This is a genomic window from Phenylobacterium sp. (genome assembly GCF_031360265.1).
GTDB lineage: Bacteria > Pseudomonadota > Alphaproteobacteria > Caulobacterales > Caulobacteraceae > Phenylobacterium.
On record NZ_JANMBF010000065.1, the window covers coordinates 1 to 11,293 of the forward strand.

Here is an 11,293-nt window from a genome sequence, read left to right on the forward strand (position 1 = left end):
CGCACCTGGTCCTGCGCGCCCCCCCTAAACTCTCCCCCAACGGGGCCCCCCCCAAAAACAAACCGGGGGTCGGGGGGGGGGGGGTCCTTTGGTAGAGAACCCGCCGCTTACTCGGTGAGATTCCCGCATTAATTTCAAATCTGCAATTGAGTTGGATTTTCCGGCTGTCTGGCCACGCCAACTCTATTTGTGTGCTTGTCGCCTCGATAAGTTCCCGATAATGGTCTCGCAACTGATCTCTTGAATCATTTCGGCGTCCGGGGCGGCGCGGTTTCTATGGAAAACAACAATGGACGATAAGTCGGAAGTCATCGAGATGACCGCGGATATTGTTTCAGCCTATGTGGGCAACAATTCCGTCACCGCCGCTGATCTGCCGAACCTGATTCAGAGCGTGCACCGCGCCTTGGCCGCGATCTCCTCAGGATCCGAGACTGTGGAAGTCGCGCCGAAGGAACCGGCCGTGCCGGTCCGCCGGTCGATCACGCCGGATTTCCTCATCTGCCTGGAGGACGGCCGCAAGTTCAAGTCGCTGAAGCGGCACCTGCGGACCAAATACAACATGAGCCCCGAGGAATACCGGGCGAAATGGGGCCTCGCGAAAGACTATCCGATGGTTGCGCCCAACTATGCCAAGGCGCGCTCGGACTTGGCCAAGCAGATGGGCCTGGGTCAGGGCGGCCGTCAGGCGCCACGCAAGAAGCGCTGATTTCCCGGCGCGCTCCGCGAGGGCGCGCAACGCTTTGACGACGTCGGACGCCCGCCGGATTCGGCGGGCGTCTGCGTTTGAGCGTGCGCCGCGCGCCTGTCGCCACGGCAACGGCCGCAGCGATTCCGACACCGTTAACCCTTTTCCACTTGCCGCCGATTCGCTCTCCGGGCGATAAACGATTCGTTGAGAATCCAACCGGTTGCTGGGGCATCTGGATATGGCAGCGCAGATCGGGGCGCCCGCTGCGGCAGTTCGCGCGCACGAGGAGCTGTTCGCCTACTGGGCGTCGCTGAAAGCGGGTGCCCGGCTGCCCGGCCGCCGCCAGCTGGATCCGGCCGCGATGAAGCGCCTGCTGCCCACCGTCAGCCTGATCGACGTCGGCCGGCCCGCGCGCGATCCGGCGCGGCCGGAGTTCCGCATGCGGCTGGCCGGCACCGGCCTCTACGGAGTCTATGGCCGCGAAATCACCGGTCGGCGGCTTGGCGATATCTACAGCACCGCAGCGGCCGACTATTGGCGGTTTGAGCTGGGCAAGGTGGTGGCCGAGCGGCGCCCGGCGGTCGGCGTGCACAATCTCGCCTGGCGCGGCGCGGCGCACCTGTCGATCCTGTGGCTGCGCCTGCCGCTGGCCTCGGACAGCGGCGACATCGACATGATCCTGGGCTTCGACGCCGTGGTCGGCATGGCCCAGACGCACAGCGGTATCCGCGCGGCTTAGGCGGCCGCCCGTCCGGCATCGGCGCGGATGCGCGCCACCATCGCGGCCAGCCCGTTCGAGCGTTGCTGTGACAGGGCGCCGGACAGGCCCAGGCGGGCGAACGCCGCCGGCGCGTCAAACGCCAGGATGTCGGCCGGGGTGCGACCGCTGTAGAGGCGCAGCAGGATGGCGATCAGGCCGCGGACGATATGGGCGTCGCTATCGCCGCGAAACGTCAGCGTCGCGTCGTCGCGGGGCTCGGTCACCAGCCAGACCTGGCTGGCGCAGCCGCGGACCTTGTTGGCGTCGGAGCGTTCGGCGTCGGTGAGCGGGGCCAGATCGCGGCCCAGGTCGATCACGTGGCGATAACGCTCCTCCCAGTCGCCCAGCACCTCGAACTCGGCGGCGAGTTCGCAGAGCTCAGCCTCGATGGCTTGCGGAGGTGTGGCGGCGTCCATGCCCGGCGTTTAAGCGCCGCGCGACCTTTCGGCAACCGACCCTCAGGCCGCCCGCAGCCGCACCACGGCCACCATGCCCTTGCCCGGCGCGGACACCAGGGTCAGTCGCCCGCCCATGGCCCGGCAGGTCAGATCGCAGATCGGCAGGCCCAGCCCCGCGCCGTCGACCCGCCGGGCCAGGGCATTCTCGCCCTGCTCAAAGGGCAGCATCAGGCGGGGCAGGTCGGCCGGCTCGACACCTTGGCCGTCGTCCTCGATGAAGATTTCGACGAATCGGCCGCGCCGTTCGGCGCGGACCCGCACCTCGCCGCGATCCGGCGAGAAGCTCACGGCATTGCGCAAAAGGTGGGAGAGCACCGTGCCGAGGCCCCACGGATCGGCCTGGACCGTCGGCATCTGACCTACGCCGATCACCCGGATGTTCACGTCGCGACCGGCCAGGTCGTCGGCCAGGCTGGCCATCGCCGCGTCGAGTGCGGGGTCCAGGGCCTCGGGCCTGACCTCGAGCGTCAGACCTTCCAGCCGACCGATTTCCAGCACCTGATTGACCAGCAGAAGCAGTTTCCGCCCGCTGCCGCGGATGATTTCGGCATATTCCCTGTATTGCGGGGCGCCGAGCGGGCCGTAGAGCTCGACGGCTAGGATTTCGGAGAAGCCCAGGATCGAGTTGAGCGGGGTGCGCAGCTCGTGGCTGACCAGCCGCAGGAACGCCCGTTTCTGATCCTCGAGACTGGCCGCCCGGGCCAGGCGACGCCGCGATACGGGCGATGCGCCAAGCGTCGGCGGTGCTTGGGCAAGTGTGGCCGCTCGGGGCATGGGTGGCCGCACGCTTTCGCTGTTCAGAGGCCCACAGTGTGGCCCCGCGGCACTTACGAATTCCTTTCCCCCGATCATCGGCCCGCGGCGGCGTTGATCGCCTGCCGGGCGAGCGCTCTTACGCCGACAGGCCCATGTCGCTAAGCTCGCGATCATGAGCATTGCGCAGATCGCCAGGACCGAGTGCTGACCCGTTCCCGCAGACGGGCGTCCCGTGGCGGTTCGATGCCCCGTGCGCGTCGCTTCGCCGTCCTTTGGCAGCTGGGCTGGACGCTCGCGGTCGCCCTGGCCGCCGGCGGGGCGGCGCTGCTCGGCGTCGTCGCGCCCGACGCGGTGGATGTGGCCCTGGCCGTGGTGGTCGCCGCGAGCCTGGCGGGCGCCGTCCTGGCCCAGGTCGCCGGGGGCGCAGGCGCGGGCCTCGCCATTTTCATCTGGGCCGCGGCCGGCGTCTTGGCGTGCCAGCTGACCGGCGGCCCGGGGGGACCGCTGGCGCCCTGGTGCCTGGCGCCGCTGGCCGCGGGCGCGGCGTTCGGCCGACCCAGACTGCTGGCGCTGGGGGCGGCGCTTGGGGTCGCCGCCGCCGGTCTCTCGGCGCTTGGCGCGATCCTCCTGCCCCAGGCCCACCCCGCCGCGGACCTGTCGATCTGGCTGAGCCTGCTGGCGCTGGCCACCACCGCGCTGGGCCTCGCGGCCGGCCTCGTGGCGCTGCAGGGCCGGATGCGCGGCGACGCGGCCAAAAGCCGTGAGACCGCCATGGACCTGCGCGAGGCGCTGGACCATCAGCCTCAGCTCCTGATGGCCCTCTATCCGGGCGGCCGGATCCTGGAGGCGTTCGGCGAGGCGCCAGCCGGCGCCGAGACCTATGACCTGCCGGGTCGCGGCCTGGGGGACCTGGTCTGCGACAACGACCGCCGGCGGGTCGAAGACGCGCTGGCCCGCGCCGTGTCGGAGGGATCTGTCGAGGTCGGCTTCGTGCCCGCCCACGACTCGCGGGGCTGGCAGATCCTCACCGTGCGCCGGATGAGCGCGACGCGGCTGATCGCCGCCTTGCGCGACGCCCGCGCCCAGCGCGCCCGTGAGACTGATCTGGAGACCGCGCGGGAAACCGCCGAGCGGCAGAACGCCGGCAAGTCGCGATTCCTGGCCAATATGAGCCACGAGCTGCGCACGCCGCTGAACGCCATCATGGGCTTCTCAGACATTATGCGTCAGCGGCTGTTCGGACCGCTGTCGGACCGCTACGCCGAATATGCGGAGCTGGTCCACGAGAGCGGGGCGCACCTGCTGGAACTGATCAACGACGTGCTGGACATGTCGAAGATCGAGGCCGAGCGGTTTGAGTTGGCGCGCGAGAGCTTCGATGTCCGCGATGCCGTCGCCGCGGCGTTGCGTCTGATGCGCGGCCAGGCGGAGCGGGCGGGCATCCATCTGCGCGGCGACCTCTCGGCGGAAGCCCTCGCCGTCTCGGCCGACCGCCGCGCGATCAAGCAGATCGCCTTCAACCTGATCTCCAACGCCCTGAAATTCACCCCCAGAGGCCAGTCGGTGGCAGTCACCGTGCGGGCGGCGGGCGAGATGCTGGAGATCGTCGTGGCCGACAGTGGCGTGGGCATCGCGCCGCTGGATCTTGAGCGCCTAGGCAAGCCCTTCGAGCAGGCGGGCGACGCCGATCGCCGCCAGGCGGGCTCGGGCCTTGGCCTGTCCCTGGTGCGCGCCTTCGCCCGGCTGCACGGGGGCGACATGGTCATCGAAAGCGTGCTGGGCGTGGGTACGACGGTTACTGTTCGGATGCCGGTGCTGCATCCCGTGGCGCTGGCCGCCCTCCAGGCCCAGGCCTAGCGGGCGGCAACCTGCAGGAACGCGCGGCCAGCAGCGAAGTCGCCGACTTCCACATAGGCGCGCCGGGTCAGGTCGCCGGGAAACAGGAATTCCACCGCCACGGACTCGCGCGGGTCGAGGCCCGCCAGAGCGCGCACGGCCTCGTCGGGAAAGCGGAACGCCCAGCCCTCAGCGACGTCCTTGGGCAGCAGGTCCTGGTCGGCGGGCGCGCGCGCCGCGGCGCCATAGACTTTGAGCGCGGTGTTCGGCGGCAGGCGCCGCGCGAGCGGCAGGCCGGCGGTCGATCCACCCCCCCACCGATCGAGATAGGGCTGCGAACTGCGCCCCGTGTCGCGCAGGACGATGCGGGCGGCGTAGGGTTCGGCGCCGTCGGCGAACCGGGCCACGGCGACCAGGGCGCCGGCGCCCTGGCGTCCGGCCAGCCCAAACGCCATGCGGTCGGCGCCGAAGCGGGTGTCCTGGGTCAGCCGCCACCGGGTCGCGCGTCCGATGTTGCGGTCGGCGCGCCAGTCGGCCACGTCGCCGGCATAGGTCAGGCGGGTCAGTTTGGCGAAGCCCGCGAAGGCGCTGCGGACCCGGCCGGCGGCCAGGGTCACGTCGGGCGAGTCACAGTCGGCCGCCGCGGCCCGGGTGCGCGCGATGCGCTCACTCTCGCGCAGGATTTCCGGCGCCACGCCGGCCCGCAGGGCGGCTCCGCGGGCCTGGGCGGCGCCGGCGGCCAGCGCCGCGGCAACGCCAGGCGCGAACAGGCCGCAGCGCGCGTCGGCCGCGCCCATCACCGTACGCTCGTAGAAAAGGTCCGCCGGCTGCGCACGCGCAAGGCCGGGTGAGGCGGCGAGCGCCGCGATCAGAAACCCCATCCACCGAGACGCCGGCCGCGCTTTTCTGCGCAAGCTCTTCATGCGTCGTCTGTTCTCGTTGCGGCCCGAAGACCTGGGCGGACCCTAGGCGGCCGCCATTTCGATCGCGTGAACAGGCGAGGTTAGTGACAGTTAAGGATGCTTCGGCGCATCGTCGCATCATGCATCTTTCCACCGACATCTGGGTCAGCGCGCTGATCCGCCGGGCCGAACTGGCCGGGGCCTTCGCCATGGTCATCCGCAAGGGCGACGCCGGCGCCGGCGCCGTCCTGGTCAAGGTGCTGAACCGGCCGAACGGCACGGCCAGGCTCTATGCCGAGGCGACGCGGCTGGATGGCGAGCGGGTGTGGATGCAGCCGGCGCGGTCTGACCAGGAGCCGGATCTGGACGCCTATATCGAGCGTGCGGCGCGCGTCGATCCCGACGTCTGGGTGGTTGAGATCGACGACCGACAGGCCCGCCATTTCCTCACCGAACCCGTCGAAAAGGACTGACCCGACCAGCCCATCCGCCGGTTAACCGACTTCGTGAACCGGGCCGAAAGCCTGGCGTGGGACAACGCCGGTGGTGACCACGGAGCGCACAACCGGTTTCCATGCTGTTCCTGATGAACGACGCCGTCTTCCAGCTCGATGACGTCCAGATGGATCCCAGGATGACTCCAGATCTGGTCGGCGGCCTGGCGGTCTCGACAATCCTTGAGCTCGGTCGGGAGATGTTCGCCGCCGAGCCGCGGCTGCAAACTCAGTTCCCTGAGCGGGCACGGCGGCTGGCCCGGCTGATCGCCGCCAAGGCGCCGACCACCAACGCGGCGCAGTTCACCGCGCCCAATGCGGGTTGCCCGCCCCAGACGGTGACGGCGCGGTTCGCCAGGGTTCCCTCCGAGGTCATCGCCGAACTCCGCACCCTGCAGCAGGCTGGCGAACTTGACGCCGCCAGCGCCGCCGTCAGGGTCTGGGGCCGGCTGGCGGCTTAGGGCAGACCGTTAAAGCGCGCCGGCGTGTCGCCGCGGCTATGATGATCCAACCTTAGAACCCCGCGCAACTTCGCAGAGCCAGTCGGGCCGCCGCCTCGTCCGTGGCCGAGAGCCGACCTGCCCCGCGCACAACCCGCGCAACCTCGATCGTGGCGATTTTGCTGGCGCGGACGATGGACGCCACGGGCAGCCCGGCCGCCGCCAGGTCGCCGAGCGGCGCGTCGCCCTGCAGGCGGGCGCCGCGGTCGCTGGTGATCATCACCACCCACAGCCGCCCAAGGTCCGCGCTCAGGGCGGGGGCCGACACCACCAGCGCCGGTCGCCGCTTCTCGGCCAGCTTGTCGCTGTAGGGAAACGGCACCACGACCACATCGAAGGGTGCGAAGCTCACAGCGCCTTGTAGCCGGCTTCGTCCGCCTCGCTCGACCACTCCGCGAAGGTGGCGAACGGATCGTCGTCCTCGGCTGCCCCCACGAGGGTCTGGTCTGTGGCGTCTTCCTCGACTTCGATGGCGCCGGCGCTGATCAGGTTTTCCTGCCCGGTGATCTGGCCCTGCATCCGCAGGCTGACGCCGCCGCGGCGAATCCGGGCAATGACCGCGTCCAGATCCCGGACCAGAAACTGATTTGCCGCCCTGTTGTGCTGCGGATCGACCGCGCGGTCGGCCAGGGTGTAATATCCGTCGGTCATCTTCGGCGTGAAAAGCTCTACCCTGCCATCGGGGAGCGTTCGGCGACGAACCAGTCTGGGCATTGCGGCCTCCTGCAATCCAGATGAAAAATAATTGAATTAATTCATTGCGTCAATGTTCTTGGGATTGCTAGAAACTGCAATGACCTCTTCTCCCATCGCCGAGGCCGACCGTTCTCGCCAGGGCCTCGCAGCCGAGGCCGCCCGCAGGCGCACCTTCGCGATCATCTCCCATCCGGACGCCGGCAAGACCACGCTGACCGAGAACCTGCTGCTGGCGGGGGGCGCGATCCGCGCGGCCGGTCAGGTGCGCGCCCGCGGCGAGAACCGCCGCACCCGGTCGGACTGGATGAAGATCGAGCGCGAACGCGGCATCTCGGTGTCGGCCAGCGTCATGACGTTTGACCACGCCGGGCTGATGTTCAATCTGCTCGACACTCCCGGCCACGAGGATTTCTCGGAGGACACCTACCGCACGCTGACCGCCGCCGACGCCGCGGTGATGGTGCTGGACGCCGCCAAGGGGATCGAGCCGCAGACGCTCAAACTGTTCGAGGTCTGCCGCCTGCGCGACATCCCGATCGTCACCTTCATCAACAAGATGGACCGGGAGGCCCAGGACCCCTTCGCCCTGCTCGACGAGATCGGTTCCAAGCTGGCGCTGGACCCGGCGCCGCTCTACTGGCCGGCGGGGTCGGGCGGACGGTTCAAGGGCATGCTCGACCTGGCGCGGCAGAGCTTCATCCCCTTCGCCAAAAAGGGTCCGGACGGCGAGCAGGGTCATCCCCGGCCGATCGCCTTCCGCGGCAACGCGATCACCAGCTACCTCGATGCCGAGGAGCTCGACGAGCTCACCGACAACGCCGAGCTGGTGGCCGGCGCCTCCAAGCCGTTCGACGTGCAGTCGTTCCTGGAAGGCCACATGACGCCGGTGTTCTTCGGCTCGGCGCTGCGCCATTTTGGCGTCGATGAACTGTTGGCGGGCCTGGGCGCCTATGCGCCGCCGCCCAAGGGCGTTGCCGCGCTCAAGGCCGGAGAGGCTACGGAGGTCGAACCCGGTGACGCGGAAGTCTCCGGCTTCGTGTTCAAGGTCCAGGCCAACATGGACCCCAATCATCGCGACCGGATCGCCTTCCTGCGGCTGACCTCCGGCGAGTTCGAACGCGGCATGAAGCTGAAGGTGCAGAACACCGGCCGCCAGCTTTCGGTCAATGCGCCGATCATGTTCTTCGCCTCGGACCGCGAGCTCGCCGAGCAGGCCTTCGCCGGCGACGTCATCGGCATTCCCAACCACGGGATCCTGCGGGTCGGCGACAGCCTGTCGCAGAGCGGGACCCTGCGGTTCGCCGGCCTGCCCAATTTCGCGCCGGAGATCCTGCAGCGGGTGCGGGTCAAGGATCCGCTGAAGGCCAAGCACCTGAAAAAGGCGCTGGAGGGCCTGGCCGAAGAGGGCGTCACCCAGCTGTTCCGCCCGACGCTGGGGGCCGATTTCATCGTCGGCGCCGTGGGCCAGCTGCAGTTCGAGGTGATGGCCGACCGGCTGGCCAACGAATACCAGCTGGAAGTGATCTTCGAGGCCAGCCCCTATGCCGAGGCGCGCTGGATCGCCGGCGACAAGGCCGATCTCGAGGATTTCCAGGGCAAGCACCGGATGCAGATGGCCGCCGACATAGACGACCAGCCGGTGTTCCTGGCCAAGACCGCCTGGGAGACCGGATACGTCGCCGAACGCTATCCCAAGGTCGCCTTCGCGCGCACGAAAGAACGGGCCTGAGGCGGTGATCCTCTATGGCGCTCCCGCGCCCGGCCTTGTCGAGGTTCCGCGCGGCGTGACGCAGGTCTCGCCGCTGATCCCGGGCTCCGATGACCTTTCGGCGATGCCGGACGGCGCGCAGGACGGCGCGATGATCCTGGCGCCGCCGGGGACGCTGGAGCGCGACTTCGTCCTCGCCCAGGCGCTGCGCGCGCTTGCGCCCGGCGCGCCGGTCTGCGTCTTCGCGCCCAAGGACAAGGGCGGCGCGAGGCTGAAGAAGGCGCTGGAGGGGTTCGGCTGCGCGGTCACCGAGGCGGCGCGGCGCCATCACCGGTTCTGCCACGCGACCCGGCCCGCGGCGCCCACCGGCCTTGCGGCGGCGATCGACGCCGGCGCCCCTCGCGTGGTCGAGAGTCTGGGCCTGTGGTCGCAGCCCGGCGTGTTCAGCTGGGACCGCATCGATCTGGGCAGCGCCAGGTTGCTGACGATGATCCCCGCGCTCGCCGGCCGGGGCGCGGACCTGGGTTGTGGCGTCGGCGTGCTGGCCGGACCGATCCTGGCCTCGCCGCAGGTCACCGACCTGGCCTGCATCGACCTTGATCGCCGCGCCGTCGCCTGCGCCCAGCGCAATCTCGGCGACCCCCGCGCCCGGGTGCTGTGGGCCGACGCGCGGGTTCCGGACGCGGCGCTCGCCGGCCTGGATTTCGTCGTGACGAACGCGCCGTTCCACGATGGCGGAGCGGAGGACAAGGCGCTGGGCGTCGCCTTTATCCAGGCGGCGTCAACGATGCTGCGGCGCGGCGGCGTCTGCTGGATCGTCGCCAATCGTCACCTGCCCTATGAGGCGACGCTCGCTACGGCCTTCGCCGCGGTCGCGGTTCGGGCCGACGCTGGCGGCTACAAGATCTTCGAGGCCCGCAAGTGAGCAAGGCTGCCCCCAATGCGCCGATGGCGCGGGTCGACCGCCTGCTGGCCAATCTCGGCTACGGCTCAAGGCGCGAAGTCACCGACCTGGTCGCGCGCCGCCAGGTGGTGCTGGATGGTGCGGTGCTCAAGGACGCCGGCGCGCGCATCGCGGTCACCGCCGACCTGCCGGAGCGGATGACGGTGGCGGGGCATCCGGTGGATCCCCCCGCGCCGCTGACGCTGGTGATGCACAAGCCGCTGGACGTGGTCTGCTCGCACAGGGAACCCGGCCGCAGCGTCTATGAACTGCTGCCGCCCCGCTGGCGCGCGCGGATCCCGGCGCTATCGAGCATCGGGCGGCTCGACAAGGACACCTCGGGCCTGTTGCTGATCACCGACGACGGTCCGTTCCTGCACCGGGTGATCTCGCCCAGGCGCCATGTGGCCAAGCGCTATCTCGCCACCCTCGACCGGCCCTTGCGGGGCGACGAGGCCGCGGTGTTCGCCGCCGGGACCCTGATGCTGGCGACCGAACCCGAACCCCTGGCGCCGGCGCTGCTTGAGCCGCTGGGACCCGCTCAGGCCCGACTGACCCTCACCGAAGGCCGCTATCACCAGGCGCGGCGGATGTTCGCCGCGGTCGGCAACCACGTCACCGCCCTGCATCGCGACCGGATCGGAGGCCTGGACCTGCCGGGTGATCTCGACCCCGGGGACTGGCGACCTCTGACGCCTCAGGAGCAGATCGCGCTCTTCGCCTGACGCTTGCGGGGGTTGTCAGCAACCGCGTCGGGAGCCGCGGACTCGCGAGCGTTTTACTGTGGACTGTAAGACACGGTTAACCATACCTTTGAAATTAACCACTTGTTTACATCTTCGGCTCCGGCTTTGCTCCTGTCGTGCAGAACGCGAGGTCGCCGTCTCATACCGGGACGGCTTCGGAGCGGAGGCGGCGACATGTTCGAGTTGGGTCGTGAATTCCGCAGGCTGTTCGCCGGCGACCGGATCAAACCGTTCGCCGATGGGCTGACCGGTGGCGACGCGGCCCTGCTCGAACTGCTCGATCTTCCGCTGCTGATCGCCGAGGGCAGGGCCGCGGATGTGGCCGCTGGCCGGGTCGGCGCCGTTGATCGGCCCCAGCTGCGCCTCGACGCCGCGCGGGTCTGGCGCGAGATTTCCCGTCGCTCGGGCGACCCGGTGGCGCTGCGCAAGGCCGCCGCCGCCGCCGAGGCCGCCTGCGACGCCTTCGATCCCGTCCGCCGGCCCGACGCCTGGGCGCGCGCGCGCTGCGAACAGGGCTTCTGCGCGCTGCTGGGCGCCGAGCTGTTCGGCGATCCGGGCCTCAACGCCGCCGCCGAGGCCGCATTTCGCGAGGCGCGCGCCTCCGCCCGCGGCGGTCTGGCCGCCCCGCTGGCCGACATCGGACTGGCGATGGTCGATGGCCGCAACGCGCTGGCTCTTGGCGACGCCGCCGCGGCCCGGACCGCCGCCGCGCGCTTCAACGCCCCGCTCGCCGCGCTCGACGCCCTGACCCGCCGGGCCGCCGCCGCCCGCCCGCTCGCCGCCGAGGCCCGGCTGGCCCGCGC

Annotated in this window: 13 protein-coding genes and 1 pseudogene; 9 read left to right on the plus strand and 5 right to left on the minus strand. The window is 70.0% G+C overall.

The genetic code is table 11. From position 1 onward, the window contains the following. Nucleotides 1–289: 289 nt before the first annotated feature. The gene (locus RMN86_RS05460) at nt 290–709 is read left to right on the plus strand and encodes a MucR family transcriptional regulator (protein WP_309604822.1); all 420 of its coding nucleotides are present in this window, start codon (nt 290–292) and stop codon (nt 707–709) included. A gap of 220 nt (nt 710–929) precedes the next feature. Continuing rightward, complete coding sequence (locus RMN86_RS05465) at nt 930–1,430, plus strand: PAS domain-containing protein (RefSeq protein ID WP_309604823.1); 501 nt, start codon at nt 930–932, stop codon at nt 1,428–1,430. Here the strand turns inward: RMN86_RS05465 and RMN86_RS05470 are convergent. Further along, nucleotides 1,427–1,867, minus strand: a complete 441-nt coding sequence (locus RMN86_RS05470) for a SufE family protein (RefSeq protein WP_309604824.1) — start codon at nt 1,865–1,867, stop codon at nt 1,427–1,429. The two genes, RMN86_RS05465 and RMN86_RS05470, sit on opposite strands and share 4 nt — an antisense overlap. Nucleotides 1,868–1,909: 42 nt before the next feature. Next, on the minus strand, nt 1,910–2,683 hold the full coding sequence (locus RMN86_RS05475; protein ID WP_309604825.1) for a HAMP domain-containing sensor histidine kinase: 774 nt from the start codon (nt 2,681–2,683) through the stop codon (nt 1,910–1,912). Between the two features lie 225 nt (nt 2,684–2,908). Here RMN86_RS05475 and RMN86_RS05480 point away from each other — a divergent pair, with 225 nt between their 5' ends. After that, a complete protein-coding gene (locus RMN86_RS05480) occupies nt 2,909–4,522 on the plus strand; it encodes a HAMP domain-containing sensor histidine kinase (RefSeq protein ID WP_309604826.1) in 1,614 nt (537 codons plus the stop codon). On the opposite strand, the gene RMN86_RS05485 is transcribed toward RMN86_RS05480, so the two are convergent. Then, the gene (locus tag RMN86_RS05485; protein WP_309604827.1) at nt 4,519–5,382 is read right to left on the minus strand and encodes a hypothetical protein; all 864 of its coding nucleotides are present in this window, start codon (nt 5,380–5,382) and stop codon (nt 4,519–4,521) included. The genes RMN86_RS05480 and RMN86_RS05485 overlap by 4 nt on opposite strands. A 161-nt stretch (nt 5,383–5,543) precedes the next feature. Here RMN86_RS05485 and RMN86_RS05490 point away from each other — a divergent pair, with 161 nt between their 5' ends. Both RMN86_RS05490 and RMN86_RS05495 read left to right on the plus strand, forming a co-directional pair. Next, a complete protein-coding gene (locus RMN86_RS05490) occupies nt 5,544–5,876 on the plus strand; it encodes a DUF1491 family protein (protein WP_309604828.1) in 333 nt (110 codons plus the stop codon). A 113-nt stretch (nt 5,877–5,989) separates the two neighbouring features. Further along, nucleotides 5,990–6,358 carry a hypothetical protein gene (locus RMN86_RS05495; RefSeq protein WP_309604829.1) on the plus strand — a complete coding sequence of 123 codons (369 nt, stop codon included), beginning with the start codon at nt 5,990–5,992 and terminating at the stop codon, nt 6,356–6,358. Nucleotides 6,359–6,410: 52 nt separating this feature from the next. Here the strand turns inward: RMN86_RS05495 and RMN86_RS05500 are convergent, their stop codons facing one another. Together RMN86_RS05500 and RMN86_RS05505 are read right to left on the minus strand one after the other, a co-directional pair. Then, the gene (locus RMN86_RS05500) at nt 6,411–6,749 is read right to left on the minus strand and encodes a type II toxin-antitoxin system PemK/MazF family toxin (protein WP_309604830.1); all 339 of its coding nucleotides are present in this window, start codon (nt 6,747–6,749) and stop codon (nt 6,411–6,413) included. Further along, nucleotides 6,746–7,048 carry a hypothetical protein gene (locus tag RMN86_RS05505; RefSeq protein ID WP_309604831.1) on the minus strand — a complete coding sequence of 101 codons (303 nt, stop codon included), beginning with the start codon at nt 7,046–7,048 and terminating at the stop codon, nt 6,746–6,748. Before RMN86_RS05505 ends, RMN86_RS05500 begins: the two co-directional genes overlap by 4 nt. A gap of 142 nt (nt 7,049–7,190) precedes the next feature. Between RMN86_RS05505 and RMN86_RS05510 the strand changes: the two genes are divergently transcribed. The 4 genes and pseudogenes from RMN86_RS05510 to RMN86_RS05525 all read left to right on the plus strand — a co-directional run. Continuing rightward, nucleotides 7,191–8,822 carry a peptide chain release factor 3 gene (locus tag RMN86_RS05510; RefSeq protein WP_309604832.1) on the plus strand — a complete coding sequence of 544 codons (1,632 nt, stop codon included), beginning with the start codon at nt 7,191–7,193 and terminating at the stop codon, nt 8,820–8,822. 4 nt (nt 8,823–8,826) lie between these two features. Next, on the plus strand, nt 8,827–9,726 hold the full coding sequence (locus RMN86_RS05515; protein WP_309604833.1) for a class I SAM-dependent methyltransferase: 900 nt from the start codon (nt 8,827–8,829) through the stop codon (nt 9,724–9,726). A 23-nt stretch (nt 9,727–9,749) separates the two neighbouring features. Next, on the plus strand, nt 9,750–10,469 hold the full coding sequence (locus tag RMN86_RS05520; protein WP_309604834.1) for a 16S rRNA pseudouridine(516) synthase: 720 nt from the start codon (nt 9,750–9,752) through the stop codon (nt 10,467–10,469). Between the two features lie 195 nt (nt 10,470–10,664). Beyond that, nucleotides 10,665–11,293, plus strand: a pseudogene (locus tag RMN86_RS05525) (hypothetical protein); the annotation flags it as partial.

Coding starts and splice junctions, on each gene's coding strand:
- RMN86_RS05460 (WP_309604822.1), top strand. CDS start 290: ATGGACGATAAGTCGGAAGTCATCGAGATGACCGCGGATATTGTTTCA.
- RMN86_RS05465 (WP_309604823.1), top strand. CDS start 930: ATGGCAGCGCAGATCGGGGCGCCCGCTGCGGCAGTTCGCGCGCACGAG.
- RMN86_RS05470 (WP_309604824.1), bottom strand. CDS start 1,867: ATGGACGCCGCCACACCTCCGCAAGCCATCGAGGCTGAGCTCTGCGAA.
- RMN86_RS05475 (WP_309604825.1), bottom strand. CDS start 2,683: ATGCCCCGAGCGGCCACACTTGCCCAAGCACCGCCGACGCTTGGCGCA.
- RMN86_RS05480 (WP_309604826.1), top strand. CDS start 2,909: ATGCCCCGTGCGCGTCGCTTCGCCGTCCTTTGGCAGCTGGGCTGGACG.
- RMN86_RS05485 (WP_309604827.1), bottom strand. CDS start 5,382: ATGGGGTTTCTGATCGCGGCGCTCGCCGCCTCACCCGGCCTTGCGCGT.
- RMN86_RS05490 (WP_309604828.1), top strand. CDS start 5,544: ATGCATCTTTCCACCGACATCTGGGTCAGCGCGCTGATCCGCCGGGCC.
- RMN86_RS05495 (WP_309604829.1), top strand. CDS start 5,990: ATGAACGACGCCGTCTTCCAGCTCGATGACGTCCAGATGGATCCCAGG.
- RMN86_RS05505 (WP_309604831.1), bottom strand. CDS start 7,048: ATGACCGACGGATATTACACCCTGGCCGACCGCGCGGTCGATCCGCAG.
- RMN86_RS05510 (WP_309604832.1), top strand. CDS start 7,191: ATGACCTCTTCTCCCATCGCCGAGGCCGACCGTTCTCGCCAGGGCCTC.
- RMN86_RS05520 (WP_309604834.1), top strand. CDS start 9,750: ATGGCGCGGGTCGACCGCCTGCTGGCCAATCTCGGCTACGGCTCAAGG.